The following is a 21,466-nucleotide window of genomic DNA, read 5'->3' as shown; positions in this document are numbered from 1 at the left end:
AGTGAAACCTCTTTGCGCTGATGGTAGTGTGGGGTTACCCATGTGAGAGTAAGTCATCGCCAGCTCATTATTCAAAATCCCCCTGACTCAAAGCGAGCAGGGGGATTTTTTTATGTGGGGAAATAAGAAAAAAAGAAAATTAAAATTATTAGAATGAAAATAAGAAAAATGCATGTATTTAAGAGCATTTAGAATATTTTTAGTCATCTTTTAACTGATTTGATAAAACCTAAATGGGATCTTATTTATCATATATCTTAATTTTTAAAATTCTGGCTTGGTTAGAGTGAATTAAATCTGTATTTAATTAAAATAAAAGCTTATTTTTTAGACATTTGATTTTTTAGGAAAAATTAATTTAAATAAATAATCCGGTATTATTTTAAAGTTATACGAAACAATCAAATAATTATCATCGATATAAAATAGCTTTACCTTTAAAAGAATAGTATAAAAATCATATATTGAGAATATGTAATAATTATTTTAAAAATATGAAAAATAATATAATTAACATATATTTATAATACAGCTATGTTATTAAACATACGTCTAATATCGCTTGAAATCTGACTTCCGTATATTCCGTGCCTGTTGAATTTTACTTAAATATTCAATCAATGTTATGGACAAGTACTCATGGGAGATGAGAACGATGACAACGGAAAAAATAGACATTAATTCTGTAGTCGATAAGGCTAAATTTACCCCGTTTCACTTCAATGTAGTGGCTTGGTGTTTATTGATTATCTTATTTGATGGCTACGATTTAGCGATTAATGGCGTGGTCTTGCCTTTACTCATGCAAGATTGGGGCTTAACTGCGATGCAAGCGGGAATGCTTGCGAGTACAGCGCTTGCGGGCATGATGTTCGGCGCGATGTTCTTTGGTTCTTTAGCAGATAAAATTGGCCGTAAAAAAGTCATTATGATCTGTATTGTATTATTTAGTGGTTTGACCTTCGCTGGTGGTTTTGCATCAAACCCAACAGAATTTGGTATTTTGCGTTTCTTGGCAGGTTTAGGAATTGGTGGGGTAATGCCTAACCTTGTGGCTTTAACCTCTGAATATGCACCGCAGAAGATGCGTAGCACATTGGTAACAACCATGTTTAGTGGCTATGCGGTTGGCGGTGTGATGGCTGCTTTATTAGGTTCATGGTTTACGCCTGATTTTGGTTGGCAAATTATGTTCTTTATTGCAGGGATTCCACTATTTTTACTTCCTGTGATTTGGAAGTTTTTACCCGAATCTTTGGCATTTATGGTGAAAGAAAATAAACAGGAAAAAGCGCGCGGGATTGTGCGTCGCCTTGCTCCAAATGTAAAAGTGACGGAATCGACTGTATTTACCTTACCGCAAGAAAATGTACCTGAAGCGGCAAACGTAGTAAGTTTGTTTCGTCGTGGTCGTGCGGTGAATACATTACTGTTTTGGATCGCGTTCTTCACCTGCTTGCTGACCATGTATGCCTTGAGCAGCTGGTTACCTAAGTTAATGATGGCTGCGGGCTATTCAATGGATAATAGCTTGATGTTCATGATGGTAATGAACGTTGGCGCTGTAGTGGGTATTGTCGGTGGTGGTATTTTGGCTGACCGTTTCCATTTAAAACCTGTATTGATGGTTTTGGGTATGATGGGCGCGATTGTGATGAGCTTGATGGGCTTCCAATCCAATCAATTCTTGCTATATATTTTAGTGTTCTTGGCGGGTGCTGCGTCAATTGGTTCGCAAATGCTGCTGTATAGCTATGTAGCGCAGTTCTACCCACTTGCAGTGCGTTCGACAGGCATTGGCTGGTCATCTGCCATTGGACGTATGGGCGCGATTGTAGGACCGATTTTGATTGGTGGGTTGCTGGGTATGAACTTACCTGCACATTTCAACTTTATGGCGGTAGGTCTACCTGTGCTGATTACTGCAATCGCGGTTGCGTTGATTATGCATGATAGTGACAGCGATAAAATTGATGTTGCAGAAGCATCTGCTGCAAAAGCTTAAGTGTTGAATCCTTAAAAAAGAAGCCTCCGAAAGGGGGCTTCTTTATATGGTATTAATGAGGTATATATTTATTAAATTTTTCAAAAAGATACTATGGCAATAAATATTCAGTAGCATTTAGAAGAAGATATATTAACATTGCATGAATTATTAATAAGAGGAGACTCTCCCTCCTAGACATGTTAGAGCAATAGCAGCACCTATTATAAGAAAATGGTTATTTGAAAATCATTTCAATATTTTAGCTAAGAATATTGAATGTGAAATAACTTTACCATCTTACGATAGTTCTGAAATTTTTAATGAAATTGGTGAAGATATTAATTTTTTTATTACTGGTGGTATTTATCTTGAGGGTGAATTCCTTAGGTCTATTTATTTTTCAAATAAGGAATAGGAAGGATCTTCTAGACTAAGTAGTGTTGAAACTAATATTGAATTTTTTAAACCATCTAAACTATTAAAACTGAATAAAATATTTTATAAAAAACATAAGTTTAATGTAGAGCAAATTATTAAATTTTATTGCAATAAATATGGTGGAGTACACTTAGATTTCAAGAGAAATGAACCGTGGCAGGAGTCTTTAGCAGAAGCCGCTGAGTATTTTATTTTAGGTAATTCTTATGAAACAGATGTCATTGAAGTTGTTGATTTAGATAAATACATAAATGGCAGAAAATTATTAGTTTTACCAAAAGAAAATAAATATATTTGGAATGCTTTAGATATAGAAATGTTAGCTTTAGCACAAAGTTTAATTAATATTCATTGCAATGGTGTTAGAGTCCTACAAGTTAAATAGTTTTAGATAGGTTGTTTTATGAAACTCAACTCATTCTCCCCAATCCCTGAAGATGATGAAGAACTGCATTTGCCTGAACTGGTGTATTGGGCATCTTTAGGCGAACTGGCTGAAGTCGAAAAGGCTTTAGCCAATGGCACAGATGTAAACTCTGCCGATGAAGAAGGTTACAGCGCACTGCATGCAGCCGCAGAAAACGGTTATTTGGACGTAGTAAAATTGCTGGTAGAGAAAGGTGCAGATGTGCAGCATAAAACCCAATACAGGGCTTTAGAACTGGCAGAAATGGCAGGCAATGATGATGTGGTGGCGTATTTAAAAAGCCTGTAAGTCGCAAATATATAAAACAACTCTATAAAATACCTGCATCCAATATGTGGGTATTTTAATTTTAGCTTGAATGTCGCTGTTCAAGTTCCTGTTGAATTGCTTGATTAAACGCTAGAAGGTCATCCGGATCGCGTGAAGTAATCAATACCCAGCCGCCAGCATGACAACGATGAACTTGCTCATCGACCCAATGTGCACCTGCATGTTCCAAATCTAAGCGAATACTTTTATACGATGTTAGGGTTTTATCTCGAATTCGTTCTGCATTAATCAATACCCAAGGACCATGGCAAATCGCTGCAATCGGTTTTTGATGGTCTGCAAAGCTTTGAATGAGTCGTAGCGCATCTTCATCCATTCGTAAATGCTCTGCATTGACTTTGCCACCGGGAATGACCAAAACATCATAATCTTCAACATTGACATGACGAATCTGGGCATTCGGTTGAACTTCAGCAGACAAAGTTTTGTCAGCTTTGACGGTCTGTACCGCCGAATGTTCGATAGCGGCATGTATGGCTTCAATACCTTTAGCATTTAAAAAATCTAAAGGTTGGGTCAGTTCATCATGCTCGACACCGACATTTGAAGTGATCACTAAAGCTTTTAACGTCATGACAGATTCCTTGTAATGAGGACTATCTATCAAACTAACGCGCTAGCGCATAGCGGTATGTAGTGATTTCGCAGGAATCTGTAAGAAGTTTTGACAGTGAGGCTGAGCCGATATAATAAAAACCCAGCAGCGTCACTCAAAAATAAATAGGCAGAAAAAAGAAAACCCCGACATCCTGTCGAGGTTTTCTTCGTATTTCGTATTTTAGATATAACTCCTTGTCATATCTCACATCCTGATGCAGAAACTTATAATTTTTGTTTTGTGTTTCGGAAACTTCCTGTCTCCTGATAACTATAGATTAAGTGTATTTGCCTGAACTGAAAAGCCGCTAAAATCTGCATCTCATGTAAGCTATTTCTTACAAAATTATCCTGTTACGAATAAATGTCCTTTGCATATTATTTAGTCATTAGAATCCAACCATTATAAAGCTATTGAGAGAAATAATATGAGAAAAATCAGTATTTCTTTACGAACGACCGCAATTTTGATCGGGCTTGTTGGTATCAGTGCTTGCCAAGCTGAAAACCCACCTACAGTACAAGAGAGCACACAGAAAAGTAGCGCAAAAGTAAGCAATGATCAGGCCTTTAAAATCCATAAAATTGCACAATTTAATCAACCTTGGGCCATACAACAGCTACCCGATGGGCGCTTGATTCTGACTGAAAAGCAAGGTCAGTTGATTATTTTTAACCCCAAAACACAGCAAAAAATTCAGGTCAGTGGCGTTCCTAAAGTCGCTTATGGTGGGCAAGGTGGCTTGGGCGATATCCTTCTCGATCCACAATTTTCAAAAAATCAGCAGATCTACCTCAGCTATGCCGAAGCGGGACAGGGTGGTTATGGCGCAGTGATTGAAAAAGCCAGCTTAAATGTGCAGAACGCTAATTCGAGCTTGGAACAGGGGCAAATTATATGGAAACAAGTTCCTAAAGTGGAAGGACAGGGGCATTATGCGCACCGGATGCGGTTTGGGCCGGATGGAAAACTTTGGATTAGTTCTGGAGAGCGGCAAAAATTTGACCCTGCACAAGATATGCAGTCAAATTTGGGCAAGGTATTACGCTTAAATGCAGATGGTTCAGCACCCGCAGATAATCCTTTTCAAACACAGGGCAAGGTTGCACAGCAAGTCTGGAGTTTAGGACATCGTAATCCATTGGGTATGGCATTTGACGCAAAGCAGCAACTTTGGGTGGCGGAAATGGGCCCGAAAGGTGGTGATGAGTTGAACCTTATACAACGCGGCAAAAACTATGGTTATCCCATTGTTTCAAATGGTGATCACTATAGTGGCAAGCCCATTCCTGATCATCATACCCGTCCTGAATTTGAAGCTCCTGTGATTAGCTGGACACCAGTGATTTCTCCTTCCAGTTTAATCTTTTACCAAGGGCAAAAATTTCCTGCATGGAAAAATAAAGCCTTGATTAGTGGTTTGTCATCGCAAGCGATTGTGATTGTCGATACTGAAGCCAAGCCTGCAAAAGAAATTCAGCGAATTGCGATGCCACAACGTATTCGAGGATTGATCGAAGCTCAAGATGGCAGTATTTGGGGTATTGAAGATGGTCCCAAAGCGTGGCTATTTCAAATTCAGCCCAAATAGCGGCTAAAAAACTCAAATATAAACATATGTTCCTGTTCTATTGAGTGTTCCTACTGTTGAGTATGATGTATTTGTATTGCAAACAGCCTGTCTCGGTATGCTTCATTTGGTCGGGATAGGTGTAAATTCGACAGCTTTTGTCGTGAATTGCTTACAGTAGGATGCTACAAAATTTTTATCATGATTGAGGCAATACACTAAAAATAACAATAACCAAGGACAAACGTTATGCCTGCAACACAAATTGATATCCAAATGCAGTACTCAGCAGCACAAGAACAGCAGTTGATGAATACTATATTTGGCGCTACAAACAGAGCTTCGAACTTCCGCCATATGACCGAAATATCCGCTTGCAGGTGCATGCACCCACGCATTTTCAGGTGTTCGATTACTTAATTCAGCCCGAGCGGTTTACTCATATTACGATAGATTGTTTCTCTGGCCGGACGCTTGAAACCAAGCGTAAGTTATATAGCTGATTACTTAACTCTTCAGTACACCAAAGACCTTAAAGAATGAAACTTTACAGGTATTTTTACGTACTGATATTTTTAGAATTTAGCTATATCAACAGCTGGTGAAAAACTTGGTGGCTTTTGGTATTCCAGAAGATCATATTTTAATTACGCTGCGTGAAAGTCTATTAGAAAATTGGGGCATTTGTGGTGGGCAAGCTGCGTGCGATGTAGATTTGGGTTTTAAAGTGAATGTTTAATGGTATTTCGTGTTTAGATATCTGTAGATGAGAAAAAATACCCAAAACGAAAAAAGCCCCAACATCCTGTTAGGGCTTTTTCGGATTCTTTCTAGCGGTATAACTCCTGTCGTACCATTAAGCTTCCTGCTCATCGTCTTATCATTGTTGTTTTATGTTCAGTGACATCCTGTCTCTGTATGGACTCACTATAAGATGGATAGGGGGTGCTGCCTAGCCGCAATTTACTGAACATGATGTACGCTTGAGCGTACAAAGTAATTAATGTTAAATCCGATTAGCTACTGACATATTGTAGGAGTTTCTTGAAAGCGGCCTTCAAGGCTTTACTGTCAAACTCATTGGGTTCAAAGGTATCACCTTTATTGCGGGCAGCAATTTCACGAATTTCAATGATCGAATTGGTATCGACCAGCCCCAATTGTGTGCCCACTTGACGAATTTGATCGATTGAACGTGAACCATTGGTCGAACCATAGCTGACGTAGGCAGCAGGTTTACCTGACCATTCTTTACCAACATAATCAAAGGCATTTTTTAAGGCCGGACTATAGCCATGGTTGTATTCAGGGCTGATAAAAATAAAGGCATCACCCGAAGCAATTTTGTCGGCCCAAGCTTGTTGTTTCGGTTGATCATAAATGCCCGTTAATGGAGGGTGGGCACCGGCAAAAATTGGTAAATCCCATTCTTTTAAATCAACAATTTCCGTCTCTATTGTGCTGTAGCCATAGCTTTGAATTTCTGACAGGAGCCAATGAGCCACTTTAATGGCCGTACGACCTTCACGAACGCTTCCCACAATAATCTGAAGTTTCATATCATTTCACGTCTTGTTATTAGTGTTTAATTAACTTAATCGGAAAATAAGTACTTGAATATAACGATTATGTATCTTTAAAATGCATATTTATGAGATAGAAAAAGCAGGGTAAAAACTAAATTTTTGCCATCAAAAAAGCGTCTGAAGACGCTTTTTTTAAATCGACGAGAGTCGATTACATCAGTTTTACCCCTTGCTGACCTGCAGGGGTAACTTTGAAGATTTCCACTTCAAAAGTAATGTTTTTACCTGCCAGTGGATGGTTAAAGTCCACTTCGGTAATGTCTTCCCCTACGGTTTTGATTACGCCGAATAAGCTTTGTTTAGCTTTATCTTCAAATTCGATCATGTGACCAACAACGGGTGCGGGATCAAATTTAACCGTGTCAAATTTCTGCACATTTTCAGGGTTCCACGGACCGAAAGCATCTTCAGGAGGAAGGCTCACGGTACGGCGGTCACCAGCACGTAGACCAAACAGGGCTTTTTCAAAACCGGGCAATAGGCTGCCATCACCGATGACGAGGCTAACCGGTTCTTCACGGTTACGGGTATTGTCAATTTCTACGCCATCTTCAATAGCGACAGAAAAGTGAAGCGCAACTTGTGAGCCCGCTTCAATACGAGTTTCCTCGTTTGGATTGATAAAATCAGTCATTTTTCGCTTCCGCACGCTGAATTCGTTGTTTTTCTAAGAAAAACGTATCGATAAGAAGCAAGATGGTGCCTAGGGTAATGGCACTATCTGCAATATTAAAAGCAGGGAAGTGGCTGTTGTTGTAATACACGTGAATAAAATCCACCACATAGCCGAGGCTAACGCGGTCAATTAGATTACCAATGGCCCCGCCCAAAATGAGTGCAATAGCAAGTGGTAAAATTTTCAGGCTTTTTGGCATACGCATCAGCCAAAATACAAAGACTACAGACACCAGACCTGCCAGTGAAGTAAAGAAATAACGTTGCCATCCACCGGCATCGGACAAGAAACTAAAGGCTGCGCCATAGTTATGCAGTAATGTCCAATTTAAAAAGGGCAGTACAGGTACAGGGTCTGCATAGTTCAGATGTGTACTTGCAATCCATTTGGTCCATTGATCCAGAATAATCGCAACAATGGATAAACCCACCCACACCAAATTGTGTGGGTAGAATTGAAAGAAGCCCTTTTTTTCTTGTGGATTAGGCATATTTTCTCTCTTCGCCTTGACCTGTAGGAAGGTTAATAATACAACGAGAACAAAGACCCGGATGTTCGTGATGTGTATTTACATCCGGCAACACATGCCAGCAGCGTGCACATTTTTCACCATCTGCAGCCGATACCTTCACACGTAAACCTTCAAGGTCAGAGGCTTCACCTTGTGCTTCATCAAAGGCATGAACAATCACTTGAGATGTGATCAGAACGAAACGTAGTTCGTCACCTAAGGTATCCAGCACAGCTTGAAGTTCAGCATTGGCCCACAGTTCAACTTTGGCAGATAGGTTAGAACCGACCAATTTGGCATTACGCACCGCTTCAATGTGTTTATTCACCGCTGATTTCACTGCAATTAAAGTCTGCCATTGTTCTTCTGAAATCAGATTTGCCGTTGATGCCACAGGAATGTCATACCATTCTGTAGTGAACACGTATTTCTCTGATTGTTCAGGAATCAGTGGCCAAGCTTCTTGCGCAGTAAAGGTCAAGATTGGTGCCATCCAACGAACAAAGGCTTGTACCAAGTGATACAAGGCAGTTTGTGCAGAATGACGTGCTTGAGAATCTGCTTTGGTGGTGTACTGACGGTCTTTAATGATGTCGAGATAGAAACCACCTAAGTCATTAATACAGAAGTTGGTCAATGCGCTAGTCACGATATGGAAGTTCATATCTTCATAAGCTTGTTGAACAGTTTTTTGTACTTCCGCAGCACGTTGCAAAATGTATTGATCAAGCGCGATCAATTGATCGACAGGCAAGGCATCAGTAGATGGTTTGAAACCATTTAAGTTAGCCAACAAGAAACGCAATGTGTTACGGATACGGCGGTAACCATCGGATGCACGGCTAAAGATTTCTTTACCCGCAGTCATTTCATAACGGTAGTCTGCAGACGCGATCCAAAAACGCAGGCCATCTGCACCCATGTCTTTGATGATGTCTTGTGGCGTGATCACGTTACCGATCGACTTCGACATTTTGCGGCCTTTTTCATCCACTACGAAGCCGTGCGTCAATAAACCTTTATACGGTGCGCGCTCATTGATGGCAATAGACGTCAATAATGACGACTGGAACCAACCACGGTGTTGGTCTGAACCTTCAAGGTACAAATCCGCAGGATCAGTCAGTTCTTCACGTTCACGCAGTACTGCATAATGCGTTGTACCTGAGTCGAACCATACGTCTAGCGTATCGCGCACCGCGTTATATTGTTCAGCATCTGCACCGATAAACTCAGATGCATCACGGTTATACCAACCATCAATACCTTCTTGTTCAATTAACTTCGCCACTTCTTCGATCAATTCAGGGGTACGTGGGTGCAATTCGTTGGTATCTTTATGCACGAAGAATGGAATTGGCACACCCCAAGTACGTTGACGTGAAATACACCAGTCTGGACGACCTTCAATCATCGCTTGGATACGGTTTTTACCCCAATCTGGTACGAAGTTGATGTCATTTTCAATTGCGTTCAATGCCCCTTGGCGTAAACCTTTGGCATCCATGCTGATGAACCATTGTGGAGTTGCACGGAAGATAATTGGGGTTTTATGGCGCCAGCAGTGCGGGTAGCTATGCTTGATTGGCACATGTGCCCAAAGCTTATTACTTTCAGACAAGGCTGCAATAATTTTTGGATTGGCTTTGTAAATGTGCTCGCCGGCAAAGATCGGTGCAGTTGGTAAATATACCCCGTTACCACCGACAGGGTTGTCAACTTTTAAGTTGTATTGTAAGCCCACTTTATAGTCGTCCACACCGTGGCCAGGCGCTGTATGTACTGCACCCGTACCACTGGTTGCGATTACATGTTCACCCAAAATCACTGGGACTTGGCGTTCAGAAATTAGTGGGTGTTGTAATTGTAGATTTTCAAGTTTGCTACCTACAAAATCGGCAAGCACTTCAACGGTCGTGAAGCCATAACGTTCTGTTGCAGATTCAACCAAGTCTTTGGCTAAGATGAAGTTTTGTGTTTCTTTTTCTTCACCACGTGCTTTGATCAATTGATATTCAATTTCAGCATGCAGCGCAACCGCTTGGTTGGCAGGTATAGTCCACGGTGTGGTAGTCCAGATCACGATATCAGTTGAATCGGTAACGGTTACACCTAGACGTGCAGATAAATCTGCCAAATCAACAACACTGAAACCGACATCAATGGCATCTGATTTTTTATCTTCGTATTCAACTTCTGCTTCAGCCAATGCTGAACCACAGTCTAAACACCAGTTCACTGGTTTTAGGCCTGGTTCAATATGACCAGCTTTGGCAATTGCACCGAGCGAGCGCACGATGTCGGCTTCTTGCTTGAAGTTCATGGTCAGGTAAGGATGATCCCAATCCCCGAACACGCCCATACGCACAAAGTCTTTTTTCTGTAATTCAACTTGCGTGTAGGCATATTCACGGCAAGCTTTACGGAAGGTTGAAGCGTCGACTTTTACGCCGACTTTACCGACTTTTTCTTCGACTTTAAGTTCAATTGGCAGACCGTGACAGTCCCAGCCCGGTACATACGGTGCATCAAAGCCATCCATGACACGGCTTTTGATGATGATGTCTTTCAGGACTTTGTTGACGGCATGACCCAAGTGAATTTGACCATTGGCATACGGAGGGCCGTCATGAAGCACATATTTTTTCTTGCCTATACGCGATGCACGAATCTGCTGATAAATGTTGTCGGCATACCACTCTTCTAACCATTTTGCTTCACGTACTGCCAAATTTGCTTTCATTGCAAATTCAGTACCTGGGAGGTTTAGCGTGGCTTTATAATCCACTGCATTTTCAGGAGTTTGCTTATCGCTCATGCAAGTTGTCTTCCAAATTTATCAGCCGATCGACTGACGCGTTTTACATTAAATAATAGGGGATTAAAACGGAAAATGAGGGTTGTTGTGTCGAAACTCAAGGAGTTCTTCTACATCACGATCAATTCCAGCTTTTAGTGCTTCAAGCGAAGGATAGTTCTTTTCGCCATGTAAAAAGTTCAAGAACGTCACCCGCATTAATAGGCCATACAGATTAGCAGAAACATTCGGGAAATGTACTTCTAATCGCCACTCTGGATGAGTCTGTTTAATGGCTGGACGTGTGCCGACATGACCTGCGCCAAACAGCGCGGTTGGGGCATAACCGGCGATCCCAATTTTCTCAGGATGCTCGGACTTTACTTTATCTTGGAGTGAAAGGGTCTCGCAGACCACCTCGACGGCATAAATACCATTTAAACATGGTTTATGACGGTTTAAACGTACATTAATGGTTGGGAAATTAATGGTACGGCCAATTTGATCACCGTATTGCACCCGTCCAGTAATGCTATACGGACGACCCAATAATTTTGCTGCTAAGGCCAAGTCGCCCGCTTGCAGCGTTTGACGAATACGGGTTGAACTGACACGTTCACCATTTAATTCAATGGTGCCCAAATTGGTCACGTGAAAACCGTAGTTTGTTAAAAACTCGCTATTACCCTGACGGTTTTTACCAAAGTGGAAATCATCACCGAGGACTAAAGCTGTGGCATTGAGTTTTTCTTGTAGGATTTGTGCGAAATCTTCCGCGCTTAAGCTGCGAAATGTATTATCAAATTTCGCAACAGCGATATAGTCCACACCAAGTTCTGTTAAATATTCGACTTTTTCACGTAAAGAGGAAATACGTGGTGGAGCATCATAAGATTTAAAAAATTCAAGCGGTTGAGGCTCAAAAATCATCACCACGGTCTTTAAATTTTGTTGTTCTGCGACAGCTTTGAGCTGCTTGATCATGGCCTGATGACCCAAATGCACACCGTCAAAATTACCAATGGTTACGGCAGTTTTGTGGGGTAAGACATTAGGCGCTAAAGCATTCAGGCGGAGCAGCTTCATGGGCGAATCAAATCGTTGAAAATTTTAAGGACTATATATTGCCATATTCTCACAGTTTCGTCTTGTTGTTGTGTTTTTACTCAGTATTTTTATTTTTGATACCTTAATTATCATAATATTTGATATAAGATACGTGTATAAATCAGTTTTACTTATTTTGAGACTGCTTTATATTGGGTTGAATTCCTTTTTGATAAGCAGAATGTGATGAAAAAGCCGTTTTATCAGCTGGCGCAAAAGCAGGATGTCATCCGTCATTTTACGCCAAACTGGTTCACCGTAGTGATGGGGACGGGCATTTTGGCCCTGATTTTACCAGAATTTCCCTTTGCCAAAGCCTTGCTGTGGCAACTCGGTGCATCTTTGTGGCATTTCAACACCCTGCTTTTCTTGGCTTTTTCTACACTGTATGCTGCGCGCTGGCTGCTGTATCCGCAGGAAGCGAAACAGATTTTTTCCCATCCGAGCATGGCGCTATTTTTAGGCGCAATTCCCATGGGATTGGCGACGGTATTGAATGGCTTTTTAAAATATGGGATTGCACTGTATGGCGATGTAGCCATTCAGATCGCACATACCTTGTGGTTGGTTGATGCCATTTTGGCTGTTGGCATTGGTATCTTAGTACCATTTTGTATGTTCTATAAACAAGATCATCAACTACAGACCATGACGGCAATGTGGTTGCTGCCGATCGTGGCCTGCGAGGTCACAGCTACTTCTGGCGGTTTATTGTTGGCGCATTTAGAGGCAGGGCAGCATGCGGTCAGGATTTTATTGGCCAGCTATATGTTGTGGGGCATGTCTGTATTGCCTGCTTTCGGTATTCTGACGATTTTGATGCTGCGTTTGGCTTTGCATAAATTGCCCGGCAAAGAATTGGCAATCAGTAGTTGGCTGGCGTTGGGGCCGATTGGCACAGGCGCGCTGGCATTACTGGTTTTGGGTGCACAAGCGCCACAGGTATTGGCATTTATTCAGTTAGAACAGCTTGGCGTGTTTTTCCAGCAGGCAGGCATTGTCGCAAGTTTAATTCTGCTTGGGTTTGGCCTATGGTGGTTTGCTATTGCCGTTTTGACCACTTTAAAACATGCGACCAACGATTTGCCTTTTAACCTTGGTTGGTGGGGGCTGACTTTCCCTTTGGGGGTGTTCACGATGGCAGTGTTGAACTCAGGCCATCTGCTGCATATCAGCTTCATTGTAAATATTGGTTTGGCATTGGCTACAATTTTGGTGATGCTCTGGGCGATGGTGATGAGCAGAACGCTAAAAGGAATGTATAGAGGTAATCTGTTCTTTTCTCCCTGTTTGAAAACCTTTCTGGAACGCGAATAGGAATAAGTAAGTCCTATTTTTCAGACGCAGAACCTGATATTACCGAATGAACAGCGCGCAGATTTGCACTCTGTTCATTTATGCACTTTAATGAGCACAAAATTTTTGATGTAACATTATGAACAATCAACTTGCCTTAATGATGGCGCTGCCGAGCGAGTCCAAAGGCTTATTCGAACAGGCCGGCATTGAGGTACATTACAGCGGTATTGGCAAAGTGAATGCCGCATTTAAAGCCTTTGAAGTAATTCAAAAAACCGGCTGCAAAACCCTACTGAATTTAGGTACAGCGGGCAGTTCGCATTTTGATGCACATGCCTTGGTCGAAGTCTCTCAGTTTGTGCAACGTGATATGGACGTGTCACCTCTTGGTTTTGCGGTGGGGGTAACACCTATGGATATCGAGCATCCAGCTGAGATCAGTACAGAAAGCATGTTTGTACATTTACCCAAAGGAATTTGTGGGACGGGGGATAGTTTTGAAACAGGCGCGCCGAAAGTGCCATGTCATCTGGTTGATATGGAAGGCTATGCAATTGCAAAAGTATGTAAAAAACTGGGTATCCGTTTCGTTTCAGTGAAATATATCACCGATGGTGCGAATGACACTGCACATCTGGATTGGGAAGAAAATCTATTGTTCGGTGCAAAAAAATTATTAGAATTATATCAAACGGTAAAATGATTAATGAAGGAAATACGGGTCGGCGACCATAGGGAGCTATGGTCGTATGCCAAGGTGACCTGAATTATTCGACTATTGGTTGCTCAGATGCTTGTTCGGCACGTGGAATCACGCCATACAACATCATGTGCACAGTATGTTGGATAATACGCTGCTGCATGCTGCGGTTCCGCAAGGTTTTACCTGTTACCATTTCCATCTGCGTTGCAAAATCGGCATAGTTCTGAGTAACGGCCCAGATATTTAAAATCAACAATTCAGGGTCAATATCTTTCGAAATTTTGCCTTGTTCTTGCCAATTACTAATCACTTTGGCTTTGCGTTTCACCAATTTTTTCAGCGGACCTTTGAGAATCTCGAGAATGTGCGGTGCACCTTGAATCACTTCGAGTGCAAACAAACGAGAAGCTTTAGGTTGAGTACGTGATACCTCAATTTTTTGCAAAAGGTAATTGGTAATGGCTTCTTCAGGCTCAAGATCAGCTTCAAGCATTTGAAGCGGGGCAAGCCATTTTTGCAATACCGTAGTCAGCACTTCAACATAAAGGGCTTCCTTATTTTCATAATAATAGAAAATATTGGATTTATGCATTTCTGCAATTTGCGCGATCTCATCCAGACTGGCACCATTAAAGCCATATAGGGAAAAGACATCCAGTGCAGCACTCAGCAACTGGTGGCGTTTTTGGGTACTCTTTTTTTGTTCCATCTGCTCTTTTTAGAAAATGAAAAGGGAATGTTCAATTGTACGGCAATTCATCAGATTTGTGCACAATGAAACTTTGTAATTTTATGAATAATGGTAATTTATTCTGTCAGAGGCGCATGATGTGATGATGAGTGCTCTAAATTTTAAATGGTCTTTTTAGACAGGATTTGAGCACAATCTTACTTTTGTTCAGGCATGCTAAAGAAATAACATGAATTGTGCCCCCAGTTTGTCAATTGGTGATAAAAAGGGTTTTTTAGCGCTATCTTTAAACTTTTATATGATTGAAAAAACTACACAAATTTTAATCGGTTAGGAATTATTGGATTGCCGTTCAACTTCAATTGAAGTGGTTTTAAGTGATGTTCCACGTGAAACTTTTAATACCTAAAAGGTTTCAGCGGAACTTATTTTTAACGTATTTTGAAGAAGGTATATTTTTAAGAGGGATGAGATAGAAACACCAATTCGAAAAGCGAGTTTTTAAGGCGTGATTTATTCCTAGAAGATAAATGCATTCAGCTCAAAGTCACGTTTAAAGTGACTTTTTGCAGACCAGAGAATTGCGTTGATAGTTATACAGTGCTTGTCGCGCATTGGGCAGATCATCGACACTGACTTGTTCAAATCCTTGTTCCAAAAACCAGTGTGCTGTACGTGTGGTTAAAATAAACAATTGTTCGATGCCCAAAGCACGAGCCTTTTCTTCAAGATAATGCAAGATTTGACTGCCCCGATTCGATTTACGGTAGCTAGGATGTACCGCCACACAAGCAATTTCAGCCGAACGTTTTTCATTACCCGTCACCGGGATTGGATACAATGCCGCACAGGCCAAAATCGTCCCATCACGTTCAATCACCGCAAAGTGTTCAATTTCATTTTCCAGACGTTCACGTGAGCGATAGACCAAAATTCCTTCTTGTTCGAGCGGACGCAATAAGCTAATCAGGCCCACAACATCTTGAATATTCGCGGTACGTACCTCTTCATAATGCGCATCGGTAATCATGGTACCTGAACCATCGCGAGTGAATAGCTCTTCGACCAAAGCGCCATCATAAGCATACGAAATCACATGTACCCGATGTACCCCTTGTAGCGATGCATTTTTGGCACCACGTAAATGCAGGGCGATATCTGGATTGGAATCTTGATATTTGAAAATGTGCTGATCCAGTTGATGCGGGGTGATTTCACGCAGTAACTGTCCGTGTTCGTCGTTCAGGCCGTGTTGTTTACCCAAGAAAATCAATTTATCGGCTTTCAAGCTAATCGCCGTTTTGGTTGCAACTTCTTCTGCCAATAAGTTAAATACTTCACCGGTCGTGGAATAACCTGTTGGTCCCAAAACCACAATATTGTGACTGTCTAAATGGCGCTGAATGGCATCGAGATCGACGGAACGTACTTCGCCAGACAGTTGAAAATCGACTCCATCTCGAATGCCATACGGTTTTGCTGTGATGAGATTGCCTGAAACTACGTCAATGCGTGCGCCATACATTGGGGAGTTGGCGAGTCCCATCGACAACAACGCTTCAATCTGTAAACGGATCGCCCCTACGGCATTCATCACGGCAGGTAAAGATTCGCGGGTGGTGATACGACGGTGCAGATGAAATGGCGTTTGAATACCGCTATTGTGCAGATTTAGGCTAATTTGAGGCCGAGCACCATGCACTAAAATTAAACGAATGCCCAATGAGTGTAAGAGCGCAATATCATGAATAATGTGTTGGAAATTTTCATGCTGTAGCGCTTCACCATCAAACATAATGACAAAGGTTTTGTTGCGGTGGGCATTGATATAAGGCGCAGAATGTCGGAACCAATGCACATATTGTAAGGTTGTGCTTGAAGAAGGTTCAGATGGATTCGATGGCATGCCTATACTCGTTTAATCGCTGGAGATCTTCTGATTCTAAACAAAAAAATCTTGCTGCGGAAAGCAAATATAAAAAAACACCTGAACTTGTTCAGGTGTTGGGAAAGGGATGTGCTCAGCGGGGGTTGAGTATTAACCGTTTCGAATACGAATAATGCGATCGGTACGGTCATTTACCAGTACATAATCCCCATTAATTTTGTACCACTGTTGGTAACGTCCTGTGTTTGGTAAACGGCGTGCTTCACGATCACTGACTTTATAGCGGCTAGAGTCATAGGCACGTGGAAGGGTTTGACCTACACGCCAATCACGACTTGGATTTACACGTTTGTTATAACGGTCATTCTCCCACTTATTATTGTGATGATGGTCATTCCAGCGTGAATCATGATGCTGGTGATTTTGATGCTGATAGTTTTGATGGTAACGACGATCATCATGACGATAGTCCGGTGCAGCCATAACTGCGGTCGTTGCCATTAAAGCCGATACTGAAAGAACTAAAGTCGATAGAATTTTGTTCATGGGGTGCCTCTTTCAATTTTTTAATCTGTTTTTCAATGATTCAAAATTAGCGAAAAAGTTCAGAGAAAGCGTGAGGGCAATATAGTTGAATTGTGAAATGTATGGAGGAAATTAGAAGAACTGTAAATTGCCTGAAACATCGCGTAGTTAAGGGCTGTGGCTCAAAGCTTGAAAGACAGGATAAAAAAAGCCCAGCTTAAATTTGGGCTTTTAAAAGATAGGGTTTTTCAGTGTGGCGTGTTGAATTTATAAACCTAAAATTTTAAGAATATTATTGCTGTCTGAGTTGACTAAAATATAGTCATTGTTGATTTTGTACCATTGTTGATTACGTGACGGTTTAGGCAAGTTATGCTCTTTATAATCAACCTTGTAGCCATTACCACGATAATGTTGTGGCATGACATAGCCCGTTTGCCATTTATGTTGTTGCAAACGTTTGACTCCACGCTCTTCACGCATACGGCGACGATCTTCAATATCGTCATCATCCTGATGACCACGGAAATCTCGATCTTTTTTCATGTGACCATAAGCATTGCCGCGTGGGCCATCAAAGCCACGTTCATCGTGATTGAAGTGAGGAGCCGCAGAGAGCATGCTGCTAGTTATCAAAGCACTGAAAGAAAGAGCCAAGATTGGCAAAATCTTTTTCATGTTCAACCCTCATATAGTTATAGATCTTCAATACAACTACTGTACGCATTAAATGCAGAGAAACTGTGAAGAAAGATGAATATTTCTTTAAATAAAGCGAAGAGAATACGGATATTATGCGATAAATTTGGCCGCAATAACAATCCTCTACGGCCTATAGCCTAAAAAGCTTCGATGTTTCTGTCAAATCTAAAAACAGCTTAGTGCTTGCGAATGAATCATATTGCTCAAAAATAAACAGTGCCCATCGGAGAAAGATGGGCAAAATATAGGTCCCGATTTAGGCTGTACAGTGCTTGATCTAGCTCTTAATACCATTGCTCATTAAGCTGTTGTAAAGAGCAAATTGCTTGAGCGACACATTCGGCTTGAACTGCGTCATCCAAGGCCTGAATCAGGTTTTCTGTCAGCTGTAAGTTTTCAATCGAACGAATGGTTTCAGTTTTACGGACTTGGTCAGCCATATCAAATCTCCTGGTACATTGCTGTGGTTACCAACATGGTAGGTGAATCTATTTAATTTGGAAAACTGAATAAATTTATAAAATCAATTTGAAAATACGATCAATGAATTGAATAGAATATCCATGGAGATTTGATTTAAGTGATTAAAAAATTGGCATAAAAAAGGGCCTTCGAAAAAGCCCTTTGTGGATATTTTTTAGATGATGATTGATTTAGCCTTAGTAAGCATATTTCAGGTCAGTGTAGTCGGTGAGTGATTTTTGCAGATGCGCTTGAATAAACTCATTTACATCTTCTGGGGTCATCGCTTGACCTTGTTTGGTAATCACATGTTCAAATGGAGCTTGACCTTGTGCCGTAATACGGTAAACAAAGTTGGTCATCACTTGATAACCGGCTTCTTGTTTTTGAATGCAGGTCACATAGAAATAGGCATGTTCGAAGTTTAAATCGGTGTGTGAGAAAATAAATTGCTCAAATAGTTTGGCATTTTGTCCCACTTCAAGCGACTGCAAATCATTCACGATGCTGGGATCGAATTTCATGCCATATTTTGCAGAAATCGGTTGGCCATCGACCAGTAGGCTGATCATGTCATCCTCTGTAGGGGTCACCGTAATATTACTGAAGTCAGACATGAGGGAAATCCAGAGTGTTTAAAATTGTTCTTAAGTATCGGCAAATTTAGTAAAAACTCAAGTCCACTTTCGCGTAGCCCATAGAATTTCACGCCATTTTAAGCCGGATATCTTTGCTTTGAAGCATAAAAAAGGAAGCTTGTGTGCTTCCTTTTATTTAAATAGATCAAGGCTGATTCAGTCTTGTGCATCAATACTTTCACCATTTAAATGCAAGCTGTCATCTCCCATCAGATACAGATAGGCAGGCATGATATTTTCTGGTGTTGGCAAAGTTTTCGGATCTTCATCCGGATAGGCTTTGGCACGCATCGCAGTACGTGTTGCACCGGGGTTGATGCAATTAAACCGAATATTCGGATGGGCATTTTCTTTGGCAAACAAGGTACTGACGGCTTCAATGGCAATTTTTGACACTGAATAGGCACCCCAACGTTCACGGGCTTCACGTCCGACGCCTGAGCTGGCAAAAACCACAGAGGCATGTTCTGATTTTTGCAGTAACGGCATCAATTCTTGGGTTAGAACAAAAGGTGCGCGTAAGTTCACCGCCATCACATCGTCCCAGACATCGACAGGATAATGTGCAAGCTCAGTACGTTCACCTAAAATACCAGCATTATGCAAAATGCCATCAAGGCGGCCAAATTGCTTTTCTAAGGTATCGACCAATAGTTCATAGTCACGAGGGGAGGCACTCGACAGTTGTAATGGTAAAATTGCCGGTTGAGGTGCACCTAAACCTTCAATTTCATCATAAATCACTTCGAGTTTATTCAGTGTACGGCCATGCAGCACCACGGTTGCGCCATGTAAGGCATAACTCAGCGCAGCCGCACGGCCAATACCATCGCCCGCACCTGTAATTAGGATAATACGATCTTTCAGGAGATCGGGGCGAGGTTGATATTCTGAATATTTCATAGACACCTCCTCGTTTTATTGTGTTCTGTTCTATCGTTATAAAGTCGTTGCAGCCAGCATTTTCGGTTGAATCACTAAGGCTTGAAGAACCTGTTGTAATTCAGCAACAGTGTTCACTATACAATTCGCTTGCCAAGCTGTTAAGTCATCTTTGTGTTGTAACGGTAAATATCCGTAAGCAGCCAAAATCGTGTACATCTGCGCGTTGCGACCGGCATCAATGTCCCGTGGATGATCACCGACATAGATACAGTCTTTTGCGTCGATTTGGATCTGCTGAGCTGCCAGATACATCGGTTCAGGGTCAGGCTTGGTTTTGCTGACATCATCCGGGCAGACCAAAACGGCACAGCGTTCTGTTAAATTCAACGCCTCTAACAATGCTTCACTGAGCCAACGCGGTTTATTGGTCACAATGCCCCAAGGAATTTGATGTTGTTCCAGTTCGGCCAACAGGGGATACATCCCTTCAAAAAGGTCAGTATCAACGGCAATATCCGCACCATATAGGTCTAAAAAGCGTTGACGATGTGCCAGAAAAACTGGGTCTTCGACATCCAGTTCAGGATAGACCAATTTCACCATGGCGCGCGCACCTTCAGACACCTGAGTGCGAATGTCGTCATCCGCCACAATGGCACAGCCTTTATCGCGGCACATGTCTTGAATAATACGGATAAAGTCGGCAGCAGTATCGATTAACGTCCCATCAAGGTCAAACAGTACGGCTTTCATTCGGCTTCTTCTTTGACAGTGTGCGCCATGTAATTTACATCCACATTGGGTGCGAGCCAATAACGCTTGGTAATTGGGTTGTAATGTAAGCCGGTCATGTTTTTGAGTTTTAATTTGGCACCCCGAATATCATGGGCCAGCTCAGAGGGTTTGATAAATTTTGAATAATCGTGCGTGCCTTTAGCGAGCATACGTAAAATATATTCAGCACCAATAATCGCAAATAAATACGATTTAGGATTACGGTTAATGGTCGAGAAGAACACATGACCGCCCGGCTTGACTAACTTTTGGCAGGCCAAAATAATCGATGCAGGATCGGGGACGTGTTCGAGCATTTCCATACAGGTCACCACGTCATATTGCCCTGCTTGCTCTTCAGCCAACTGTTCAACGGGAACTTGGCGATATTCAATGTTCTGCACATTTTCTTGTTCGGCATGCAGACGCGCAACGTTGAGTGGCGCTGCGCCCATATCGATCCCCAAAACTTGGGCACCACGGCGCGCCATGCTTTCGGCCAAAATACCGCCACCGCAACCGACATCCAGTACTTTCTTACCCGTGATACCACCTGAATGCTCATCAATCCAGTTTAAGCGCAGTGGATTGATCATATGTAAAGGGCGGAACTCAGAATGCTGATCCCACCATATGGCTGCGAAAGCTTCAAATTTGGCAATTTCTTGTGGATCAACATTCAATTGCGACATCGGTGTCACCTCAATCAAGTCTTTATATTTTAGAAAAAAGTTCAATGTGAGTTAGTGTAGCGCGTCCTGAAAAAAAAGCGATAAAAGTGGTAAAAAAGTTCACAGAATAAAAACGAAATCGGCAGATTTGATTTATAGTGTTGCCATAAACTAATCATAATGATTTTGAGGACAATAAGT

At 41.6% G+C, this 21,466-nt stretch carries 20 protein-coding genes and 1 pseudogene; 6 read left to right on the top strand and 15 right to left on the bottom strand.

The features are described 5' to 3' along the window. Positions 1-655: 655 nt before the first annotated feature. The gene (locus ACN6OV_RS05410) at positions 656-2,005 is read left to right on the top strand and encodes an aromatic acid/H+ symport family MFS transporter (RefSeq protein ID WP_427950464.1); all 1,350 of its coding nucleotides are present in this window, start codon (positions 656-658) and stop codon (positions 2,003-2,005) included. A gap of 823 nt (positions 2,006-2,828) precedes the next feature. Then, the gene (locus ACN6OV_RS05405) at positions 2,829-3,140 is read left to right on the top strand and encodes an ankyrin repeat domain-containing protein (protein ID WP_427950462.1); all 312 of its coding nucleotides are present in this window, start codon (positions 2,829-2,831) and stop codon (positions 3,138-3,140) included. 61 nt (positions 3,141-3,201) lie between these two features. Here ACN6OV_RS05405 and ACN6OV_RS05400 read toward each other — a convergent pair whose 3' ends face one another. Beyond that, positions 3,202-3,756, bottom strand: coding sequence for a type 1 glutamine amidotransferase domain-containing protein (locus ACN6OV_RS05400; protein ID WP_427950459.1), 555 nt, complete (start codon positions 3,754-3,756; stop codon positions 3,202-3,204). A gap of 451 nt (positions 3,757-4,207) precedes the next feature. Between ACN6OV_RS05400 and ACN6OV_RS05395 the strand changes: the two genes are divergently transcribed. Next, on the top strand, positions 4,208-5,371 hold the full coding sequence (locus ACN6OV_RS05395; protein WP_427950457.1) for a PQQ-dependent sugar dehydrogenase: 1,164 nt from the start codon (positions 4,208-4,210) through the stop codon (positions 5,369-5,371). Positions 5,372-5,599: 228 nt separating this feature from the next. Beyond that, a pseudogene (locus tag ACN6OV_RS05390) lies at positions 5,600-6,089 on the top strand (tautomerase family protein). A gap of 277 nt (positions 6,090-6,366) precedes the next feature. Here the strand turns inward: ACN6OV_RS05390 and ACN6OV_RS05385 are convergent. The 5 genes from ACN6OV_RS05385 to ribF form a co-directional block, all read right to left on the bottom strand. Then, on the bottom strand, positions 6,367-6,909 hold the full coding sequence (locus ACN6OV_RS05385) for an NADPH-dependent FMN reductase (RefSeq protein ID WP_427950454.1): 543 nt from the start codon (positions 6,907-6,909) through the stop codon (positions 6,367-6,369). A gap of 178 nt (positions 6,910-7,087) precedes the next feature. Next, complete coding sequence (locus tag ACN6OV_RS05380) at positions 7,088-7,570, bottom strand: FKBP-type peptidyl-prolyl cis-trans isomerase (protein ID WP_427950451.1); 483 nt, start codon at positions 7,568-7,570, stop codon at positions 7,088-7,090. Beyond that, positions 7,563-8,102, bottom strand: a complete 540-nt coding sequence (gene lspA / locus ACN6OV_RS05375) for a signal peptidase II (protein WP_427950449.1) — start codon at positions 8,100-8,102, stop codon at positions 7,563-7,565. Before lspA ends, ACN6OV_RS05380 begins: the two co-directional genes overlap by 8 nt. Beyond that, the gene (gene ileS, locus ACN6OV_RS05370; RefSeq protein WP_427950446.1) at positions 8,095-10,941 is read right to left on the bottom strand and encodes an isoleucine--tRNA ligase; all 2,847 of its coding nucleotides are present in this window, start codon (positions 10,939-10,941) and stop codon (positions 8,095-8,097) included. Before ileS ends, lspA begins: the two co-directional genes overlap by 8 nt. 63 nt (positions 10,942-11,004) lie before the next feature. Continuing rightward, positions 11,005-12,006 carry a bifunctional riboflavin kinase/FAD synthetase gene (gene ribF, locus ACN6OV_RS05365; protein ID WP_427950444.1) on the bottom strand — a complete coding sequence of 334 codons (1,002 nt, stop codon included), beginning with the start codon at positions 12,004-12,006 and terminating at the stop codon, positions 11,005-11,007. Between the two features lie 207 nt (positions 12,007-12,213). Between ribF and ACN6OV_RS05360 the strand changes: the two genes are divergently transcribed. Both ACN6OV_RS05360 and ACN6OV_RS05355 read left to right on the top strand, forming a co-directional pair. Beyond that, positions 12,214-13,344: a TDT family transporter gene (locus ACN6OV_RS05360; RefSeq protein ID WP_427950441.1), complete on the top strand. Its 1,131-nt coding sequence runs from the start codon at positions 12,214-12,216 to the stop codon at positions 13,342-13,344. 118 nt (positions 13,345-13,462) lie between these two features. Continuing rightward, a complete protein-coding gene (locus ACN6OV_RS05355; RefSeq protein WP_427950438.1) occupies positions 13,463-14,029 on the top strand; it encodes a 5'-nucleosidase in 567 nt (188 codons plus the stop codon). A gap of 64 nt (positions 14,030-14,093) precedes the next feature. Here ACN6OV_RS05355 and ACN6OV_RS05350 read toward each other — a convergent pair whose 3' ends face one another. The 9 genes from ACN6OV_RS05350 to ubiG all read right to left on the bottom strand — a co-directional run bounded on the left by ACN6OV_RS05350 (position 14,094) and on the right by ubiG (position 21,286). Next, positions 14,094-14,738 carry a TetR family transcriptional regulator C-terminal domain-containing protein gene (locus ACN6OV_RS05350; protein ID WP_427950436.1) on the bottom strand — a complete coding sequence of 215 codons (645 nt, stop codon included), beginning with the start codon at positions 14,736-14,738 and terminating at the stop codon, positions 14,094-14,096. Positions 14,739-15,273: 535 nt separating this feature from the next. After that, positions 15,274-16,626 (bottom strand): amino-acid N-acetyltransferase, encoded by a 1,353-nt coding sequence (gene argA / locus ACN6OV_RS05345; protein WP_427950433.1) that lies wholly within the window; start codon positions 16,624-16,626, stop codon positions 15,274-15,276. Positions 16,627-16,758: 132 nt separating this feature from the next. Beyond that, on the bottom strand, positions 16,759-17,154 hold the full coding sequence (locus tag ACN6OV_RS05340; protein ID WP_427950430.1) for an RcnB family protein: 396 nt from the start codon (positions 17,152-17,154) through the stop codon (positions 16,759-16,761). 246 nt (positions 17,155-17,400) lie between these two features. Continuing rightward, positions 17,401-17,811, bottom strand: a complete 411-nt coding sequence (locus ACN6OV_RS05335; protein WP_427950428.1) for an RcnB family protein — start codon at positions 17,809-17,811, stop codon at positions 17,401-17,403. A 308-nt stretch (positions 17,812-18,119) separates the two neighbouring features. After that, the gene (locus tag ACN6OV_RS05330; RefSeq protein WP_427950425.1) at positions 18,120-18,275 is read right to left on the bottom strand and encodes a hypothetical protein; all 156 of its coding nucleotides are present in this window, start codon (positions 18,273-18,275) and stop codon (positions 18,120-18,122) included. 219 nt (positions 18,276-18,494) lie between these two features. Further along, a complete protein-coding gene (locus tag ACN6OV_RS05325) occupies positions 18,495-18,914 on the bottom strand; it encodes a hypothetical protein (RefSeq protein WP_427950422.1) in 420 nt (139 codons plus the stop codon). A 177-nt stretch (positions 18,915-19,091) separates the two neighbouring features. Beyond that, complete coding sequence (locus ACN6OV_RS05320) at positions 19,092-19,838, bottom strand: YciK family oxidoreductase (protein WP_427950419.1); 747 nt, start codon at positions 19,836-19,838, stop codon at positions 19,092-19,094. A 36-nt stretch (positions 19,839-19,874) separates the two neighbouring features. Then, entirely contained in the window at positions 19,875-20,573 is a 699-nt protein-coding gene (locus tag ACN6OV_RS05315; protein ID WP_427950417.1) for an HAD family hydrolase, read from the bottom strand. Continuing rightward, positions 20,570-21,286 carry a bifunctional 2-polyprenyl-6-hydroxyphenol methylase/3-demethylubiquinol 3-O-methyltransferase UbiG gene (gene ubiG / locus ACN6OV_RS05310; RefSeq protein WP_427950415.1) on the bottom strand — a complete coding sequence of 239 codons (717 nt, stop codon included), beginning with the start codon at positions 21,284-21,286 and terminating at the stop codon, positions 20,570-20,572. The genes ACN6OV_RS05315 and ubiG overlap by 4 nt, the downstream gene beginning before the upstream one ends. Positions 21,287-21,466 lie beyond the last annotated feature (180 nt).

It is taken from the genome of Acinetobacter sp., assembly GCF_050285345.1.
Lineage (GTDB): Bacteria > Pseudomonadota > Gammaproteobacteria > Pseudomonadales > Moraxellaceae > Acinetobacter.
Note: the sequence above shows the minus strand (reverse complement) of the source record. Positions and strands in the feature narration are given on the sequence as shown.

Coding starts and splice junctions, on each gene's coding strand:
- ACN6OV_RS05410 (WP_427950464.1), top strand. CDS start 656: ATGACAACGGAAAAAATAGACATTAATTCTGTAGTCGATAAGGCTAAA.
- ACN6OV_RS05405 (WP_427950462.1), top strand. CDS start 2,829: ATGAAACTCAACTCATTCTCCCCAATCCCTGAAGATGATGAAGAACTG.
- ACN6OV_RS05400 (WP_427950459.1), bottom strand. CDS start 3,756: ATGACGTTAAAAGCTTTAGTGATCACTTCAAATGTCGGTGTCGAGCAT.
- ACN6OV_RS05395 (WP_427950457.1), top strand. CDS start 4,208: ATGAGAAAAATCAGTATTTCTTTACGAACGACCGCAATTTTGATCGGG.
- ACN6OV_RS05385 (WP_427950454.1), bottom strand. CDS start 6,909: ATGAAACTTCAGATTATTGTGGGAAGCGTTCGTGAAGGTCGTACGGCC.
- ACN6OV_RS05380 (WP_427950451.1), bottom strand. CDS start 7,570: ATGACTGATTTTATCAATCCAAACGAGGAAACTCGTATTGAAGCGGGC.
- lspA (WP_427950449.1), bottom strand. CDS start 8,102: ATGCCTAATCCACAAGAAAAAAAGGGCTTCTTTCAATTCTACCCACAC.
- ileS (WP_427950446.1), bottom strand. CDS start 10,941: ATGAGCGATAAGCAAACTCCTGAAAATGCAGTGGATTATAAAGCCACG.
- ribF (WP_427950444.1), bottom strand. CDS start 12,006: ATGAAGCTGCTCCGCCTGAATGCTTTAGCGCCTAATGTCTTACCCCAC.
- ACN6OV_RS05360 (WP_427950441.1), top strand. CDS start 12,214: ATGAAAAAGCCGTTTTATCAGCTGGCGCAAAAGCAGGATGTCATCCGT.
- ACN6OV_RS05355 (WP_427950438.1), top strand. CDS start 13,463: ATGAACAATCAACTTGCCTTAATGATGGCGCTGCCGAGCGAGTCCAAA.
- ACN6OV_RS05350 (WP_427950436.1), bottom strand. CDS start 14,738: ATGGAACAAAAAAAGAGTACCCAAAAACGCCACCAGTTGCTGAGTGCT.
- argA (WP_427950433.1), bottom strand. CDS start 16,626: ATGCCATCGAATCCATCTGAACCTTCTTCAAGCACAACCTTACAATAT.
- ACN6OV_RS05340 (WP_427950430.1), bottom strand. CDS start 17,154: ATGAACAAAATTCTATCGACTTTAGTTCTTTCAGTATCGGCTTTAATG.
- ACN6OV_RS05335 (WP_427950428.1), bottom strand. CDS start 17,811: ATGAAAAAGATTTTGCCAATCTTGGCTCTTTCTTTCAGTGCTTTGATA.
- ACN6OV_RS05330 (WP_427950425.1), bottom strand. CDS start 18,275: ATGGCTGACCAAGTCCGTAAAACTGAAACCATTCGTTCGATTGAAAAC.
- ACN6OV_RS05325 (WP_427950422.1), bottom strand. CDS start 18,914: ATGTCTGACTTCAGTAATATTACGGTGACCCCTACAGAGGATGACATG.
- ACN6OV_RS05320 (WP_427950419.1), bottom strand. CDS start 19,838: ATGAAATATTCAGAATATCAACCTCGCCCCGATCTCCTGAAAGATCGT.
- ACN6OV_RS05315 (WP_427950417.1), bottom strand. CDS start 20,573: ATGAAAGCCGTACTGTTTGACCTTGATGGGACGTTAATCGATACTGCT.
- ubiG (WP_427950415.1), bottom strand. CDS start 21,286: ATGTCGCAATTGAATGTTGATCCACAAGAAATTGCCAAATTTGAAGCT.